Annotated in this window: 11 protein-coding genes and 1 pseudogene; 7 read left to right on the forward strand and 5 right to left on the reverse strand. The window is 73.5% G+C overall.

The genetic code is table 11. The features are described from left to right. Positions 1–170: 170 nt before the first annotated feature. The 3 genes from ADK52_RS10770 to ADK52_RS10780 form a co-directional block, all read right to left on the reverse strand. The gene (locus ADK52_RS10770; protein ID WP_053689538.1) at positions 171–1,631 is read right to left on the reverse strand and encodes a glutamate synthase subunit beta; all 1,461 of its coding nucleotides are present in this window, start codon (positions 1,629–1,631) and stop codon (positions 171–173) included. Next, positions 1,624–6,168: a glutamate synthase large subunit gene (gene gltB / locus ADK52_RS10775; RefSeq protein WP_199828481.1), complete on the reverse strand. Its 4,545-nt coding sequence runs from the start codon at positions 6,166–6,168 to the stop codon at positions 1,624–1,626. The genes ADK52_RS10770 and gltB overlap by 8 nt, the downstream gene beginning before the upstream one ends. 344 nt (positions 6,169–6,512) lie before the next feature. Further along, positions 6,513–7,244: a VIT1/CCC1 transporter family protein gene (locus tag ADK52_RS10780; RefSeq protein WP_053689540.1), complete on the reverse strand. Its 732-nt coding sequence runs from the start codon at positions 7,242–7,244 to the stop codon at positions 6,513–6,515. Positions 7,245–7,524: 280 nt separating this feature from the next. On the opposite strand from ADK52_RS10780, the gene ADK52_RS10785 reads away from it, so the two are divergent. The 7 genes from ADK52_RS10785 to ADK52_RS10815 all read left to right on the forward strand — a co-directional run bounded on the left by ADK52_RS10785 (position 7,525) and on the right by ADK52_RS10815 (position 15,488). Beyond that, positions 7,525–8,511, forward strand: a complete 987-nt coding sequence (locus tag ADK52_RS10785; RefSeq protein WP_053689594.1) for an ADP-ribosylglycohydrolase family protein — start codon at positions 7,525–7,527, stop codon at positions 8,509–8,511. A 134-nt stretch (positions 8,512–8,645) separates the two neighbouring features. Continuing rightward, positions 8,646–9,761 carry an ADP-ribosylglycohydrolase family protein gene (locus ADK52_RS10790; protein ID WP_053689595.1) on the forward strand — a complete coding sequence of 372 codons (1,116 nt, stop codon included), beginning with the start codon at positions 8,646–8,648 and terminating at the stop codon, positions 9,759–9,761. A gap of 7 nt (positions 9,762–9,768) precedes the next feature. Beyond that, positions 9,769–10,914: an ADP-ribosylglycohydrolase family protein gene (locus ADK52_RS10795; RefSeq protein ID WP_053689541.1), complete on the forward strand. Its 1,146-nt coding sequence runs from the start codon at positions 9,769–9,771 to the stop codon at positions 10,912–10,914. Positions 10,915–11,069: 155 nt separating this feature from the next. After that, positions 11,070–12,539, forward strand: coding sequence for an ADP-ribosylglycohydrolase family protein (locus ADK52_RS10800; protein ID WP_053689596.1), 1,470 nt, complete (start codon positions 11,070–11,072; stop codon positions 12,537–12,539). Beyond that, entirely contained in the window at positions 12,536–13,477 is a 942-nt protein-coding gene (gene rbsK, locus ADK52_RS10805) for a ribokinase (protein WP_053689542.1), read from the forward strand. Before ADK52_RS10800 ends, rbsK begins: the two co-directional genes overlap by 4 nt. After that, a complete protein-coding gene (locus ADK52_RS10810; protein ID WP_053689543.1) occupies positions 13,474–14,670 on the forward strand; it encodes a CaiB/BaiF CoA transferase family protein in 1,197 nt (398 codons plus the stop codon). Before rbsK ends, ADK52_RS10810 begins: the two co-directional genes overlap by 4 nt. Next, on the forward strand, positions 14,667–15,488 hold the full coding sequence (locus ADK52_RS10815) for an HpcH/HpaI aldolase/citrate lyase family protein (RefSeq protein ID WP_053689544.1): 822 nt from the start codon (positions 14,667–14,669) through the stop codon (positions 15,486–15,488). Before ADK52_RS10810 ends, ADK52_RS10815 begins: the two co-directional genes overlap by 4 nt. Before the next feature lie 73 nt (positions 15,489–15,561). On the opposite strand, the gene lgt is transcribed toward ADK52_RS10815, so the two are convergent. Beyond that, entirely contained in the window at positions 15,562–16,614 is a 1,053-nt protein-coding gene (gene lgt, locus ADK52_RS10820) for a prolipoprotein diacylglyceryl transferase (RefSeq protein ID WP_053689545.1), read from the reverse strand. A 299-nt stretch (positions 16,615–16,913) separates the two neighbouring features. Then, positions 16,914–17,705 (reverse strand): annotated as a pseudogene (locus ADK52_RS10825) (thioredoxin domain-containing protein); the annotation flags it as partial. Between the last annotated feature and the right edge of the window lie 112 nt (positions 17,706–17,817).

Here is a 17,817-nt window from a genome sequence, read left to right on the forward strand (position 1 = left end):
GCCGACGGCCGGAGGCCGGCGCAGCCGGGCGAAGCCCGGGAGGCCGCCTGCGGCCGAGCGGTGCGAGCACGGCGTCCGGAAGGAGCCATGGCGGGCGCTGTGTCAGAGTTCCGTACCTCGTTGTACGGACCGTATGAGGGGTCCTCCCCGCAGGGAGGGGCCCTGACGGGTCACACCATCAGGGAGCGGTCCGTCGGCTTGACGGGGTACGGGAGGGCGCTCGTGCCGGTGAGGTAGCGGTCGACGCCTCGGGCCGCCGAGCGGCCCTCCGCGATCGCCCAGACGATCAGCGACTGGCCGCGGCCGGCGTCGCCGGCCACGAAGACGCCGTCGACGTTGGTCGCGTACGACGCGTCGCGCGCGACGTTGCCGCGCTCGTCCAGCTCCAGGCCGAACTGGCCCACCAGGCCGTTGGCCTGGTCGGTGCCGGTGAAGCCCATCGCCAGGGTGACCAGCTGGGCCGGGAGGACCCGCTCGGTGCCCGGCTTCTGCTCCAGCTTGCCGTCCTTGAACTCCACCTCGACCAGGTGCAGCGCCTGGACGTTGCCGTCCTCGTCGCCCTCGAAGTGGGTGGTGGAGACGGAGTAGATCCGCTCGCCGCCCTCCTCGTGCGCCGAGGTGACCTTGTACAGCATCGGGAAGGTCGGCCACGGCTGGCCCGCGGGCCGGTCCTCCGACGGGCGCGGCATGATCTCCAGCTGCGTGACGGACAGGGCGCCCTGGCGGTGGGCCGTGCCCACGCAGTCCGCGCCCGTGTCGCCGCCGCCGATGACGACCACGTGCTTGCCCTCGGCCGTGATGGGGGGCGCCACGAAGTCGCCCTCCTGGACCTTGTTCGCGAGCGGGAGGTACTCCATCGCGAAGTGGATGCCGCGCAGCTCGCGCCCCGGGACCGGCAGGTCGCGGGAGACCGTGGCGCCCGCCGCGATGACGACGGCGTCGAACCGCTTGCGCAGCTGTACGGCGTCCAGGTCGCGGCCGATCTCCACACCCGTGCGGAACTTGGTGCCCTCCGCGCGCATCTGCTCGATGCGGCGGTTGATGTGCACCTTCTCCATCTTGAACTCGGGGATGCCGTACCGCAGCAGCCCGCCGATGCGGTCCGCGCGCTCGTACACCACCACGGTGTGGCCGGCCCGGGTCAGCTGCTGGGCCGCGGCCAGGCCGGCCGGGCCCGAACCGATGACGGCCGCCGTCTTGCCCGACAGCCGCTCCGGCGGCTGCGGGGTGACGTTGCCGTTGTCCCACGCCTTGTCGATGATCGAGACTTCGACGTTCTTGATCGTGACGGCCGGCTGGTTGATGCCGAGCACGCACGCCGACTCGCACGGAGCGGGGCACAGCCGGCCCGTGAACTCCGGGAAGTTGTTCGTGGCGTGCAGCCGCTCCGACGCCGCCGACCAGTCCTCGCGGTACGCGAAGTCGTTCCACTCCGGGATCAGGTTCCCGAGCGGGCACCCGTTGTGGCAGAACGGGATGCCGCAGTCCATGCAGCGGCCGGCCTGCTTGCTGATGATCGGGAGCAGCGAGCCCGGGACGTAGACCTCGTTCCAGTCCTTGAGCCGGTCGGCGACCGGACGGGAACAGGCGGTCTCGCGCGGGGTGGTGAGGAAGCCCTTCGGGTCAGCCATGGGTCGCCGCCTCCATCATCTTCTCCGTGGTCTCGGACTCCGAGAGTCCGGCCAGCTCAGCGGCGTCCTTGGCGGCGAGCACTGCCTTGTACGTGGTCGGGATGATCTTGCTGAAGCGGGCCGCCGCGGCGTCCCAGTCAGCCAGGAGCTTCGCGGCCACGGTCGAGCCGGTCTCCTCCTCGTGGCGGCGCACCACATCGTGCAGCCACTGCTTGTCGGCGTCGGAGAGGGTTTCGACCGCGCCCGCGTTGCCGACGTTGACGTTGTTGATGTCGAGGTCGACGACGTATGCGACGCCGCCCGACATGCCGGCCGCGAAGTTGCGGCCCGTCTCGCCGAGGACGACGGCCCGGCCGCCGGTCATGTACTCGCAGCCGTGGTCGCCCACGCCCTCCGAGACGACCAGGGCGCCGGAGTTGCGGACGCAGAAGCGTTCGCCGGTGCGGCCGCGCAGGAACATCTCGCCGCCGGTGGCGCCGTAGCCGATGGTGTTGCCGGCGATGGTCGAGTACTCGGCGAGGTGGTCGGCGCCGCGGTCCGGGCGGACCACGACCCGGCCGCCCGACAGGCCCTTGCCGACGTAGTCGTTGGCGTCGCCCTCCAGGCGCAGCGTCACGCCGCGCGGCAGGAAGGCGCCGAAGGACTGGCCGGCGCTGCCCGTGAAGGTCAGGTCGATGGTGTTCTCGGGCAGGCCCGCACCGCCGAACTTCTTGGTGACCTCGTGGCCGAGCATGGTGCCGACGGTCCGGTTGATGTTCCGTATGGCGACCTGCGCGCGGACCGGCTGGGCGGCTTCGGCGGTCTCGGCGTTCAGCGCGTCGGCCGCGAGCTTGATCAGCTCGTTGTCGAGGGCCTTCTCCAGACCGTGGTCCTGCTCGATCAGGGCGTGGCGGACCGCGCCCTCGGGCAGCGCCGGCACGTGGAAGAGGGGCTCCAGGTCGAGGCCCTGCGCCTTCCAGTGCGTGACGGCCTTGCTGGTGTCGAGGAGCTCGGCGTGGCCGACGGCCTCCTCGATCGTACGGAAGCCCAGCTCGGCGAGGATCTCGCGGACCTCTTCGGCGATGAACTCGAAGAAGTTCACGACGAACTCGGGCTTGCCGGAGAAGCGGTCGCGCAGGACCGGGTTCTGCGTGGCGATGCCGACCGGGCAGGTGTCCAGGTGGCAGACGCGCATCATGATGCAGCCGGAGACGACGAGCGGCGCGGTCGCGAAACCGAACTCCTCGGCGCCGAGCAGCGCGGCGATGACCACGTCCCGACCGGTCTTGAGCTGGCCGTCGGTCTGGACGACGATGCGGTCGCGCAGCCCGTTGAGCAGCAGGGTCTGCTGGGTCTCGGCGAGGCCGAGCTCCCAGGGGCCGCCCGCGTGCTTGAGCGAGGTCAGCGGGGAGGCGCCCGTACCGCCGTCGTGGCCGGAGATGAGGACGACGTCCGCGTGGGCCTTGGAGACACCCGCGGCGACGGTGCCGACACCGACCTCCGACACCAGCTTCACGTGGATGCGCGCGGCCGGGTTGGCGTTCTTGAGGTCGTGGATCAGCTGAGCCAGGTCCTCGATGGAGTAGATGTCGTGGTGCGGCGGCGGGGAGATCAGGCCGACGCCCGGGGTGGAGTGCCGGGTCTTGGCGACCCACGGGTAGACCTTGTGGCCGGGCAGCTGGCCGCCCTCGCCGGGCTTGGCGCCCTGCGCCATCTTGATCTGGATGTCGTCCGCGTTGACCAGGTACTCGCTCGTCACGCCGAAGCGGCCGGAGGCGACCTGCTTGATCGACGAACGCCGCGCCGGGTCGTACAGGCGGTCCGGGTCCTCGCCGCCCTCACCCGTGTTGGACTTGCCGCCCAGCTGGTTCATGGCGATGGCGAGGGTCTCGTGCGCCTCGCGCGAGATGGAGCCGTACGACATGGCGCCGGTGGAGAAGCGCTTGACGATGTCGGCGACCGACTCGACCTCGTCGATGGAGATCGAGGGCCGGTCCTCCGTCTTGAAGCCGAAGAGCCCGCGGAGCGTCATGAGGCGCTCGGACTGCTCGTTCACCCGGTCCGTGTACTTCTTGAAGATGTCGTACCGGCGGTTGCGGGTGGCGTGCTGGAGGCGGAAGACCGTCTCCGGGTCGAACAGGTGCGGCTCGCCCTCGCGGCGCCACTGGTACTCGCCGCCGATCTCCAGCGCGCGGTGCGTGGCCGCGATGCCGGAGGCCGGGTACGCCTTGGCGTGGCGGGCGGCCACCTCCTTGGCGATGACGTCCAGGCCCGCGCCGCCGATCTTGGTGGCGGTGCCCTGGAAGTAGGCCGCGACGAACTCCTCGTTCAGGCCGACGGCCTCGAAGACCTGGGCGCCGCGGTAGGAGGCGACGGTGGAGATGCCCATCTTGGACATGACCTTCAGGACGCCCTTGCCGAGCGCGTAGATCAGGTTCTTGATGGCCTGCTCCGGCTCCAGGCCGGACAGGAACGTACCGGCGCGCAGCAGGTCCTCGACGGACTCCATGGCGAGGTACGGGTTCACGGCGGCGGCGCCGTAGCCGATGAGCAGCGCGACGTGGTGGACCTCGCGGACGTCGCCGGCCTCGACCAGCAGCCCCACCTGGGTGCGCTGCTTGGTGGCGATGAGGTGGTGGTGCACGGCGGAGGTGAGCAGCAGCGAGGGGATCGGCGCGTGCTCGGCGTCCGAGTGGCGGTCCGAGAGGACGATCAGGTGCGCCCCGTTGGCGATGGCCGCGTCGACCTCGCCGCGGATCTCCTCCAGGCGGGCGGCCAGCGCCTCGCCGCCGCCGGAGACCCGGTAGAGACCCGAGAGGGTGGCGGCCTTCATGCCCGGCATGTCGCCGTCGGCGTTGACGTGGATGAGCTTGGCCAGCTCGTCGTTGTCGATCACCGGGAAGGGCAGGGTGACGCTGCGGCAGGACGCGGCGGTCGGGTCCAGCAGGTTGCCCTGCGGGCCCAGCGAGGACAGCAGCGAGGTGACGAGCTCCTCGCGGATGGCGTCCAGCGGCGGGTTGGTGACCTGCGCGAAGAGCTGCGTGAAGTAGTCGAAGAGCAGCCGGGGGCGCTCGGACAGGGCCGCGATCGGGGAGTCCGTACCCATGGAGCCGAGCGGCTCGCCGCCGGTACGGGCCATCGGCGCGAGGATGACGCGCAGCTCTTCCTCGGTGTAGCCGAAGGTCTGCTGGCGGCGGGTGACCGAGGCGTGGGTGTGGACGATGTGCTCGCGCTCGGGCAGGTCCGTCAGCTCGATCTCGCCGGACTCCAGCCAGTCCGCGTAGGGCGCGGCGTCGGCCAGGCCGGCCTTGATCTCGTCGTCCTCGATGATCCGCTTCTGGGCGGTGTCGACGAGGAACATCTTGCCGGGCTGGAGGCGGCCCTTGCGGACGACCTTGGCCGGGTCGATGTCGAGGACGCCGACCTCGGAGGAGAGGACGACGAGGCCGTCGTCGGTGACCCAGTAGCGTCCGGGGCGCAGACCGTTGCGGTCGAGGACCGCGCCGACCTGGGTGCCGTCGGTGAAGGTGACGCAGGCCGGGCCGTCCCAGGGCTCCATCAGCGTGGAGTGGTACTGGTAGAACGCGCGGCGGGCCGGGTCCATGGAGGTGTGGTTCTCCCAGGCCTCCGGGATCATCATGAGCACCGCGTGGGGCAGCGAGCGGCCGCCGAGGTGCAGGAGCTCCAGGACCTCGTCGAAGGAGGCCGAGTCGGAGGCGTCCGGGGTGCAGATCGGGAAGATCCGCTCCAGGGCGCCTTCGCCGAAGACCTCGGAGGCCAGCTGGGACTCGCGGGCCTTCATCCAGTTGCGGTTGCCCTTGACCGTGTTGATCTCGCCGTTGTGCGCGACGAAGCGGTACGGGTGGGCCAGCGGCCAGGACGGGAAGGTGTTGGTCGAGAACCGCGAGTGGACCAGGGCCAGCGTCGAGGCGAAGCGGCGGTCGGAGAGGTCCGGGAAGAAGGGCTCCAGCTGGCCGGTGGTCAGCATGCCCTTGTAGACGATGGTGCGGGCGGAGAGCGACGGGAAGTAGACCCCGGCCTCGCGCTCGGCGCGCTTGCGCAGCACGAACGCCTTGCGGTCGAGCGCGATGTCCGTGCTCTCGCCGTCGGCGACGAAGATCTGGGAGAAGGCCGGCATGGTGGCGCGGGCGCCGTTGCCGAGCAGGTCCGGGGTGACCGGGACCTCGCGCCAGCCGAGAACCGTCAGGTTCTCCTCGGCGGCGATGGCCTCGATCTGCTCCACGGCGACGGCCTGTGCGGTGCCGTCGGCGGGGAGGAAGGCGATGCCGACGGCGTACGCGCCGGCCTCGGGGAGCGCGAATCCGGCCACCTCGCGCAGGAACGCGTCCGGGACCTGGGAGAGGATTCCGGCGCCGTCGCCCGAGTCGGGCTCGGATCCGGTGGCGCCTCGGTGCTCGAGGTTCCGCAATACGGTCAGCGCCTGCTCGACCAGCGTGTGGCTGGCCTCGCCGCTGAGGTTGGCCACAAAGCCGACGCCGCAGGCGTCGTGCTCGTTGCGCGGGTCGTACATGCCCTGCTGGGCGGGGCGACCGTCCATGGGCGACCAGGCGGTGGTGCTGAGGCCGGTCGCGGAGTGCGTGGATGCGGAACGCATCGGCTCTCCCGTCGTCGTAGCGGCATATGTGTCATAGCCGAGGGACGACGTTGGCCCTCTGCGAAATTTCGTGCAGGTTACATGATGACGGCAATCCCGAGAAGCGGATACGGCGTTTCACCATGCGGACACTGCACGCAGCAGAAAGTGCAGACTTTCGCAGCGGGGCGGGCATCGTTGCCCGGCGCGCGGCGCCCTGGTCTGATGCCCGGCGGACATGGGATCGAAACCGCCGGGTAACGGACTACTTATGTCACGGGCTGCATAGTGTCTCACTGCTTGCGCGGTCAGCCTACGGCTCCGCCGATCCAGGTTCCCAGGACGTACGTCACACCCGCGGCCGCACCGCCCAGCAGCAGCTGCCGCAGGCCGCTGTACCACCAGGTCCGCGCGGTGACCCGGGAGACGATCGCGCCGCACGCGAAGAGCCCGGCCAGCGCGAGCAGCACCGCCGGCCACAGCGACGTGGCGCCGAGCAGGTACGGCAGTACGGGGAGCAGCGCGCCCAGCGCGAAGGAGCCGAAGGACGAGACCGCGGCGACCGCCGGCGAGGGCAGGTCGTCGGGGTCGATCCCGAGCTCCTCGCGGGCGTGGATCTCCAGCGCCTGCTCGGGGTCCCGGGACAGCTGCATGGCGACCTCGCGGGCGAGCGACGGCTCGACGCCGCGCGATACATACAGCTCGGCCAGCTCCTCCATCTCGTCGACGGGGTGCTTGCGCAACTGCTGCCGTTCTATGTCAAGTTCGGCGAGGACCAGCTCGCGCTGCGAGGCGACGGAGGTGTACTCGCCGGCCGCCATCGAGAAGGCTCCGGCCGCGAGGCCCGCCAGTCCGGTGATGACGATGGTCTGCGGGGCGACGGCGCCGCCGGCCACGCCGGTCATCAGCGCGAGGTTGGAGACGAGCCCGTCCATGGCCCCGAAAACGGCCGGTCGCAGCCATCCGCCGTTGACATCGCGATGGGTGTGGTTGTCGCGGTGGGCGGTGTGCAGCGGCGCTTCGATGTCGATGATGGACATGATGGATTCCTCCCCTTTTGTACGAGCGGGTACGCGGAACCAAGCCCTGCGCGACGCGCGGGCGCCCACACCCCCGGAACACCTCGAAACTACGCACGATTTCTGCCGCCCGCCAGCAAGGAAGGCCGTACTTACCTGGGGTTTCGCGGGTCGGCGACCGGGTGACGGGGGCCTGGGCGGGGTGTTTCGCGACAAGCGACAAACCACATGCCATGGCACAAATCCCCCAAGGGCTCATGATGAGCCCCATCCACAGTGGGAGAGGCGCGCCATGGAGCCGATGAAGCTGATTGCATGCAATCCGCAGGTCCTCCTCGAACGGGCCAGGGGCGCTCTTCTCGGCCTCGCGGCGGGGGACGCGCTCGGCGCCCCCGCCGAGAACATGAAGCCCTCGGAGATCCGGGCGAAATGGGGCCGCATCGAGGGCTTCGTGTCGGACGATCCGGCGGGCACCGACGACACCGAGTACGCGATCTTCTCGGGGCTGCTGCTGGCCCGGCACGGATCGGCGCTGACCGTCTCGCACGTCGAGCGGGCCTGGCACCACTGGATCGCCGACCTCGACGAGGGGCCGTTCCGGGGCGCGGGCTTCAGCGAGCGCGGCACGCTGGAGAACCTCCGCCGCGGCCTGGCCGCCCCCATCTCCGCCCAGCACCGCCACGCCTGGTCGGACGGCCTGGCCATGCGGGCGGCCCCCTTCGGCGTCTTCGCGGCCGGGCGCCCGGCGGAAGCGGCCCGGCTCGTCGCCATCGACGGCTCGGTCAGCCACGACGGGGAGGGCATCTACGGAGGCCAGGCGGTCGCGGCCGGTGTCGCGGCGGCCATGGCGGGCGGCTCGCCCGCCTCCGTCATCTCCGCGGCCCTGTCCGTGATCCCGTCCGACTCGTGGACGGCCCGCTCCCTGCGCCGGGCCGTGACCGCGGCCCCGCGCGGCGAGCGGGCCGTGCGCTCCGCCGTGGTGATCGGCGGCTACCCCTGGACGGACCTGGCCCCGGAGGCGGTGGGCCTGGCGTTCGGCGCCTTCGCCACCTGCGGCGGCGACTTCGTCTCCTCGGTCCTCACGGCGGTGAACATGGGCCGGGACGCGGACACCACGGCGGCGGTGGCGGGCGCCCTCTCCGGCGCCCTGTCGGGCGTCACCGCGATCCCGCAGGAGTGGGCCAAGGCCATCGGCCCGGTCCGCGGATCCTGCCTCCCCTCGATGCGCGGCTACCACGTCCTGGACATCGCGGACCTCCTCACCCCGGAATCCGAGCCCTCCCGGTGACGCCCCCCGCCGTCCCCCCGACCCCGCCGGCGGTCGACGCCGCGGCGGGCACGGGGGTGCGCACCGCCGCCGCGGAGGCCGCGCGGGCCCCCGGCCCCCTCCCTCACCCGGGGGCCGCGCAGCCCCCCACCGACGTGCGGCGGATCGAAGGGGTGCTGCTCGGGCTCGCCGCGGGCGACGCCGCCGGGTGGCCCGCCGCCCGCCACCGCGCCAGCCGCATGCCCGAGTGGACCCGCCGCCTCACCCGCGAGCTCGACACCTTCGCCGAGCAGAACCAGACCACCACCCTCCCCGTCCCCATCGCCCTCAACCAGCCCCCGGAACCCCTGCGCCTCGGCCCCTCCGACGACGCCGAATGGGCCGCCTTCGCCGCCGAGTCCGTGCTCACCGCGGCCGGCGTGCTGCTCAGCGACCTCAGCCGGTCCCGCCGCATGCGGGCCGCCATCGACCTCGCCTGGAACGCCCTGGCCAGCGAGATCGCCGCGGCGGCCGAGCGCGCCCCCGAGGTGGAGTCCGCCGTCCTGCCCCTGCGCGCCCGCATCTCCGTCCGGGCCGGCCTCGGCAACCTCGCCGCCGGCCTGCGCCCGCCCGCCACCGGCCACGACAACCCGCACTACTTCGACGACGCCGCCTGCGTCCGCGCCTGCGTCCTCGCCGTCGTCCACCCCGGCGACCCGGCCGCGGCCGCGGACCTCGCCGAGTTCGACGCCCGCTACACCCAGGACGGCGACGGGGTCCACGGCGCCCGCGCCATGGCCGCCGCCATCGCGGCCGCCCTCGCCGGCGCCGACACCGACACCGCCGTCGACGCCGCCCTCGGCCAGCTCCCCGAGGCCACCGAGATCGGCCGCAACGCCCGCCACGCCGTCAAGCTCGCCCGCGTCCACGCCGAGGGCGGCGCCTTCGCCATCGTCCCCACCCTCGAGCACGAGATCGTGGACCACGTCTACAGCTACGGCATCGCCGCCGCCGAGACCGTCCCCGTCGCCCTCGCCCTGGCCACCGCCGCCCGCGGCCGCGCCGCCGAGGCCGTACCGGCCGCCGCCTGCCTGTCCCGCGTCGCGGACTCCGCACCCGCCCTCGCCGGCGCGCTCACCGGCGCCCTCGGCGGCGGTGACTCGATCCCGACCGCCTGGCGCGAGGCCTGCCGCACCCTCTCCGGCTGCTCCCTCCCCCGCCTCGCCGGCACCGATCTCGTCGAACTCGCCGCGCTGCTCGCTCGTACGGAACTCACCTCACCCAAGGGATGATTCGGACATGACGCTCACTCTCGAAGACCGGGCGGCCGGCTGCCTCGTCGGAGCCGCCGTCGGCGACGCGCTCGGCGGCCCGGTGGAGGGCTGGTCCCCGGACCAGATCGTGGAACGGCACGGCGGCCGCGTCCACGGCATCGTCGGCCCGTGGCACGAGGACTGGCGCACGGCCCGCCCCATCGCCCCGTACCACAAGGGCGATGGCCACGTCACCGACGACACCCTCATGACGCACGCGCTGGTACGGGTCTACGAAGCCGTACGGGACCACCTGGACGCGTACGCGATCGCCGAGCACCTGGTCCCGGACCTGATGACGAACCCGCGCTGGATCCCCGAACTGGAGGCGGAGGCCCTGCCCTTGCAGCGGATCTTCCTCGCGGAGAAGTGGATCGTCAGCCGCCTGCACTACGGGCACGTCGACCCCCGCGAGGCGGGCAGCGGCAACATCGTCAACTGCGGGGCGGCGATGTACATGGCGCCGGTCGGCATCGTCAACGCGGGCAATCCGGCGGGCGCGTACGCGGAGGCGCTGGACGTCGCCGGGGCGCACCAGTCCTCGTACGGGCGGGAGGCGGCGGGCGTCTTCGCGGCGGCGGTGGCCGCGGCGTGCGTGCCGGGGGCGACGGCTTCGTCGGTGGTGGACGCGGCCCTCGCGCTGGCCAAGGACGGCACGCGGGCCGCGATCGCGGCGGTGTGCGAAGCGGCCTCGCGCCACCGGGACTTCGCATCGGCCCTGGCCCCGCTCCGCGCGGCGGTGGCCCCGTACGACTCGGTCGGGCCGGACTACCGCGCGCCCTCGCTCGGCGCCCGCCGCCCCTCCCGCCTCCACGCCATCGAGGAACTGCCGATCGCGCTCGGCATGCTGGTGGTCTCCGACGGGGTGTACGAGGGCTCGGTGCTCGGCGCCGTCAACTACGGCCGGGACTGCGACTCCATCGCCACGATGGCGGGGGCGATCGCCGGAGCCCTGTCGGGCGTCTCGGCGGTCCCGCCGGCCTGGGCCAAGGAGGTGGCCGAGGCCAGCCGCCTCGACCTGCACGCCCCGGCGGCGGCACTGGCCGCGGTGACCCGCGAGATCTTCACGCGGGACCGGACCCGCCGCCGGGCCCACGAATCGGCCTTCCTCGCCCTCGCGGACCTCCGATGACCGCCTGCGACCGAGCCACCGCGCCGGCCGCCGAGCCGCCCCGGGGCGGCGGTCCGGGTCCCGCGCCCCGCACCGGGAGCGGCCGCGCGGCGGCTCCCCGCCCGGGCCACGGCGCGGGCACACCGACGGCCGTACGGGCGGCCCCGGGCGCGCCGATGGCCTCCGAAGGCCCTGCGTCGTCCCCGGACAGCGGGCCGGCCGAGTCCGTACGGCTCACCTGGGTCCAGCCGGAGGACCTGGTCGGGCACGAGCTGCGCCAGGCCGCCGAGGACGGACGGGACGCCGAGCCGCTGCTGCGCGTCTGGCTCGCGGCCGGCGGGCCCCCCGCCCCCGACCGGGCCGGCGCCTCGCGCGTCCCGGCCCCGCCGGAGCTGCGCGCACTGGCCTCCCGCCTGCTGGACGAGCTCGCGGCCCTCCCGTCCCCCCTGTCCCCGGACGAACCCACCCGCTGGCCCGACATCCGGGCGACCTGGCCCGGGCCCACAGTGCAGCCTGCCGACACCGCCCCTGACCACGGCGGACCCCGCCGGCCGGACCACCCGGCCCCGGCCCGCGCGACGCCGCGGCGGTCGGCCGCACTGGAGGCCCGGCTGGAAGCCGCCTGGACGGGTCGGGCCGTCGGCTGCCTGCTCGGGAAGCCCGTGGAGAAGCTGCCGCTGGACGCGATCCGGGCGCTGGGCCGGGCCGCCGGGAACTGGCCGCCCGACGACTGGTTCACCGAGCGCGGCGTGCCCGCGGAGCTGCTGGCCGCCCATCCCTGGAACCGGCGTTCCGCCGCCACCTCCCTCGCTGAGAACATCGACGGCATGCCCGAGGACGACGACCTGAACCACCCCCTCCTCGGGCTCCGGCTGCTCCAGCGCCACGGCAAGCGCTTCACCACCGCCGACGTCGGCCGGCTCTGGCTCGACGAGCTGCCCGCCGGGCGGACCTTCACCGCCGAGCGCCTCGCGTACCGCAACCTCCTCCAAGGGCTGGAGCCCCCGGCCACCGCCACCCACCACAACCCCTTCCGCGAGTGGATCGGCGCCCTCATCCGGGCCGACGTCCACGGCTGGACCAACCCCGGCGACCCGGCCGCCGCCGCGGCCCAGGCGTACCGGGACGCCGCCCTCACCCACACCGGCAACGGCCTCTACGCCGCCCTCTTCAGCGCCGCCGCCATCGCCGAGGCCGCCGGCGGCCGGGCCGACGTCCACACCGCGCTGCGGGCCGGGCTGGCCGTCGTACCGCCCCGCTCGCGCCTCGCCGAGGCCGTCCGCCACGCCGTCGACACCGCGCACCGGTACGCCGATTTCGACCGCGTCGTCGACCACCTCCACGAGCGCTACGGCCGCTACCACTGGGTCCACGCCGTCCCCAACACCGCCCTGATCGCCGCCGCCCTCACCCACGCCGACGGGGACTTCAGCCGCTCCGTGTGCCGCGCCGTGTCCGGTGGCTGGGACACCGACTCCAACGGCGCCACCGCCGGCTCCCTCGCCGCGCTCGTCGACCCGCACGGCGTCCCGCACCGCTGGTCCGCCCCCCTCAAGAACCGCCTCGCCACCACCGTCCCCGGCTTCGACGGCATCGGCTTCGACGCCCTCGCCCACCTCACCGCACAGGAGGCAGCCCGCCCATGACGGCCATCGCCGTGCTCGGCAGTACCAACATGGACCTCGTCGCCTACGTCCCCAAGGCCCCCCGCCTCGGGGAGACCGTCACCGGCCGCGCGTTCCGCACCGTCCCCGGCGGCAAGGGCGCCAACCAGGCCGTCGCCGCCGCCCGCAGCGGCGGGGAGGTGGTGATGATCGGCGCGGTCGGCGCCGACGGGTTCGGCGTACGGCTGCGCTCCGCGCTCACCGCGGCCGGGGTCGAGACGGCGGCCCTGCGCACCGTCGAGGGCGCCAGCGGCACCGCGCACATCACCGTCGACGACGAGGGCGGCAACAGCATCATCGTCATCCCCGGTGCCAACGGCGGGGTGACCGGCCTGGAGGCGGGCGACGCGGCGCGGATCGGCGCCGCCGACCTCCTGCTGCTCCAGCTCGAACTCCCCATGGAGGCCGTCCTCGCGGGCGCCTCGGCCGCCCGCGCGCAGGGGGTGCGTACGGTCCTCACCCCGGCCCCCGCCCGCATGCTGCCGCACGAACTGCTGGAGTTGGTGGACCTCCTGGTTCCCAACGAGCACGAGGCTGCGGCGCTGACCGGCTTCACCGACCCCCTGGGGGCCGCCGAGGCGCTGCTGCGCGACGTACCGGAGGTCGTCATCACCCTCGGCGCGGCCGGCTCCCTCTACGCCGCCCGCGGTCGGGAGCCGCTGACCGTGCCCGCTCCCCGGGTCCGGGCCGTGGACACCACCGCCGCCGGGGACACCTTCGTCGGCGCGCTGGCGGTGGCCCTCGGGGAGCGGCGTCCGATGCCGGAGGCGCTGCGCTGGGCCTCGGCGGCGGCCGCGCTCTCCGTCCAGCGCGCGGGAGCCCAGGACTCGATGCCGACCCGCGCCGAGACGGACGCCTTCGCCGCGGCCGGCTCCGCCCCCTCTCCGGCTCCGGCTCCGGCTCCCGGAGCCTCCTCGTGAACCCCGCGCAGGGGCCCCTGCAAGGAGTGCGGGTGCTGGACCTCGCCACCCTCTTCGCCGGGCCCCTCGCCGCCACCCTGCTCGGCGACTTCGGCGCCGACGTCGTCAAGGTCGAGCACCCCGTGCGCCCCGACCCCTCGCGCGGCCACGGCCCGGCCAAGGACGGCATCGGCCTGTGGTGGAAGCTGCTCGGCCGGAACAAGCGGACGATGACCCTCGACCTGTCCACCCCCGGCGGGCGCGAGACCCTGCTGCGGCTGGCCGCCACCGCCGACGTGGTCATCGAGAACTTCCGCCCGGGCACCCTGGAGAAGTGGGGGCTGGGCTGGCCCGAACTGTCCGCCGCCAACCCGCGGCTGGTCCTGGCCCGCGTCACCGCCTTCGGCCAGCAGGGCCCGTACGCCCACCGCCCCGGCTTCGGCACCCTCGCGGAGGCGATGAGCGGCTTCGCCGCGATCACCGGGGAGCCCGACGGGCCGCCGACCCTGCCGCCCTTCGGCCTCGCCGACTCGATCGCCGCGCTGACCACCGCGTACGCCGTGATGACCGCGCTCGCCGGGCGCGGGCACACCGGACACGGGCAGGTGGTGGACCTGGCCATCATCGAGCCGATCCTGACCGTGCTGGGCCCGCACCCGCTCTGGTACGACCAGCTCGGCTACGTCCAGCCGCGCACCGGCAACCGCTCCACCAACAACGCCCCCCGGAACACCTACCGCAGCGCCGACGGCCGCTGGCTGGCGGTCTCCACCTCCGCGCAGTCCATCGCGGAGCGCGTCATGCGGCTCGTCGGCCGGCCCGAGCTGATCGCCGAGCCGTGGTTCGCGACGGGCTCCGGCCGGGCCGCGCACGCGCCCGTCCTCGACGAGGCCGTCGGCGGCTGGATCGGCCGCCACAAGGCCGACGACGTGGTCGCCGCCTTCGAGGAGGCCGAGGCCGCCGTGGCCCTGGTCTACGACGTACGGGACGTCATGGCCGATCCGCAGTTCGCGGCCCTGGACAGCGTCACCGAGGTCGAGGATCCCGAACTCGGGCCGATCCGGATGCAGAACGTCCTGTTCCGGCTCTCCGAGACCCCCGGCGGGATCCGCTGGGCGGGCCGCCCGCACGGCGCGGACACCGACGCCGTACTCACCGAACTCGGCCTGTCCGAGGCCGAGATCAGCGCACTCCGGATGGAGGGGGCCCTGTGATCCTGACCTGGCTCTACGTACCCGGCGACCGCCCCGAGGTGGTCGCCAAGGCCCTGCACTCCGGGGCCGACGCCGTCATCGTCGACCTGGAGGACGCGGTGTCGGCCTCCCGCAAGGAGTACGCCCGCGCCGCCACCGCGGAACGGCTGGCCGACCGGCCCCCGGTCCCGGTCTTCGTCCGCGTCAACGCCCTGAACTCCCCCTGGGCCGGCGCCGACCTCACCGCCCTGACCGGGCTGCGCGGCCTGGCGGGGCTGCGGCTGCCGAAGATCACGGCCCCGGAGCAGATCGCCGCGGTCGCCGACCGCACCGGCGGGGTGGCACTCCACGCCATGCTGGAGTCGGCGCTGGGCGTGGAACGCGCGTACGAGATCGCCCGCGCGCACCCCGCCCTGCGCGGGCTCTCCCTCGGCGAGGCCGACCTCGGGGCCGACCTGGGCATCAGCGCCGAGGCGGGGCTGGACTGGCCGCGCTCGCGGGTGGTGATCGCGGCCCGGGCGGCGGGTCTGGCCCCGCCCGCGCAGTCGGTCTTCCCCGACATCCGGGACCTGGAGGCGCTGGCCGTCTCCTGTGCGCGCGGGCGGGCGCTGGGCCTCCTGGGCCGGGCGGCGATCCACCCGCGCCAGCTGCCGGTGATCGAGCGGGCTTATCTGCCCGGCCCGGCTGAGGTGACCGCCGCCGAGGAGATCGTCGCGGCGGCCCGCCGCTCCCCGGGGGCGGTGGCCCTGCCGGACGGCCGCTTCGTGGACCCGGCGGTGCTGGCGGGCGCGGAACGGGTCGTCGCCCTCGCGCGCCGGGAATCGCCCGTCCTCTCCTGACCCCCGGACGCAAAAGCGGAGGGGCGCCGCGCGGTGTGCGCGGCGCCCCTCCCCTGTCGTCCGGGAGACCCGGTCAGAGCTTCTTGGCGGTCTTCGGAGCCTCGGCGTCCGCCGTCCCGGCGTCCTCGGTCGCTTCGGCGGAAGCGGCCTCGGCCTCGGCCTTGACGTCGCTCTTGGCCCCGGCCCCGGCGTCCGTCTTCGGCGCGGATTCCCCGTCCGCGGGGTCCTTCGCCTCGGCGGCGCCGTCCTTCGCCTCGCCCTGGGTCTCGCCCTCCGCCCCGTCCTTGGTCTCGGGGTCGGATGCCGCGGGCCCGCGGTCCGGCTCCACGACCTCCTCGCGGCCCGGCCGCAGCTTCGCGGACAGCACGAGGTAGACCACGGCCAGGATGAAGACCACGATCGAGGTCCACACGTTCAGCCGGACGCCGAGGATGTGGTGGGCCTCGTCGACCCGCATGTACTCGATCCAGCCCCGGCCCACGCAGTACGCGGCGACGTACAGGGCGAACGCCCGGCCGTGACCGAGCTTGAAGCGGCGGTCGGCCCAGATCACGAGCGCGGCGACGCCGAGGCACCACAGCGACTCGTAGAGGAAGGTCGGGTGGTAGGTGCCGGCGACCCGGTTGGGGCCGTCGCTGATCTCGACGGCCCAGGGCAGGTCGGTGGCCCGCCCGTACAGCTCCTGGTTGAACCAGTTGCCCCAGCGACCGCAGGCCTGGGCCAGCGCGATACCGGGGGCCAGGGCGTCGGCCCAGGCCGGCAGCGGGATGCCGCGCAGGCGGCAGCCGATCCAGGCGCCCACCGCGCCCAGCGCGATCGCGCCCCAGATGCCGAGGCCGCCCTCCCAGATCTTGAAGGCGTCGACCCAGTTGCGGCCCTCGCCGAAGTACAGCTGGTAGTCGGTGATCACGTGGTAGAGGCGACCGCCGACCAGGCCGAACGGCACCGCCCACACGGCGATGTCCGCGACGGTGCCCGGCTTTCCGCCGCGCGCGATCCACCGCTTGTTGCCGAGCCAGACGGCGACGAAGACGCCGATGATGATGCAGAACGCGTAGCCGCGCAGCGGGATCGGTCCGAGATGGATCACGCCGGTCGACGGGCTGGGGATATAGGCAAGGTTCATGGCAGAGCCGACGCTACCCTGCCGGGCGGTACGGACCGCAACCCGCCCGGCAACCTGGCGCCAAATCGAGACGGGCCCGCTCAGTCCTCGCCTGCCCCCTTCGCGGCCCCGGCCGAGCCGGCCCGCGATCCCGTCCCGGTGGAAGAGGACTTCGCCACGGCCGAGGAAGAGGCCGACGGCGATCCGGATCCCGCCGTCTTCGCCCCCTTCGCGGAGGCGCTCGGCGAGGCGGAGCGCGAGGACGAGAGCGACGGGGAGGCGGAGGCGGACGGCGAGGACGAGGCGGTCCCGCCCCCGGTGCCCTTCGCGGCGGCCTCGACCTGCTCCTTGAGCTTCTGCGGGGTCACCGGGTTGGCCTGGTCGGCGAAGATGTCCTTGCCGTTCAGCAGCACGGCCGGGGTGCCCCGGAACTTCCCGGCGCGGAAGGCCTCGTAGGACTTGTTCACCCAGCTGTCGTGCGTCCCGTCCTCGACGCACTTGCGGAACTCCGGGGTGACCAGCCCGTCCACCTTGCCGGCCAGCTCCAGCAGCTTGGCGTTGTTGCCGTACGCGTCGTCCGTCTCCTGCGGCTGGTTCTCGAACAGGACGTCGTGGTACGCGGGGAACTTCCCGGCGTCCTGCGCGCAGGCGGCCGCGTTGGCGCCCTTCAGCGAGCCGCTGCCGCCCATGTTGCCGTCGATCAGGGTGACCAGGTGGTAGTCGACCTTGAGCAGGCCCTTGGCCTCCAGCTCGTGGATCGTGTCCCGGTAGTTGGTCTCGAAGGACTTGCAGGCGGGGCAGCGGAAGTCCTCCCACACCGTCAGCGTGGACTTGGCCTCGGGCTTGCCGGCCTGGATGGCGAGCGCGTCCTTGCCGCTGGCCCCGGACGGGGCGGTCACCGGGCCCCCGGCCGCGGACTTGTCGCCCTTGCCGGTGTTGGCCGCGATCAGGCCGACGACGGCCGCCAGGCCGAGGACGCCGACCACCGCCGACGCCACGACGATGGTCCGCCGCCGCTTCTCCCTCTTCTTCTCGCGCTCGCGCTCCACCTGGAGCCGCTCGCGGGCCGATCGTTTCGCATCGCGGTTCGCACCGTCGTTCTTCTCGCTCACGTTCGGCCAAACGAAGCGGGGAGGCACTCGCGTGCCTCCCCGCTCCCACTTCCACCCGATCGGACTACAGAACCCGCTCAGGGGTTCGCTCCGCCGATCGAACGCACAGGTC

This window comes from Streptomyces sp. WM6372 (assembly GCF_001279655.1).
Taxonomy (GTDB): domain Bacteria; phylum Actinomycetota; class Actinomycetes; order Streptomycetales; family Streptomycetaceae; genus Streptomyces.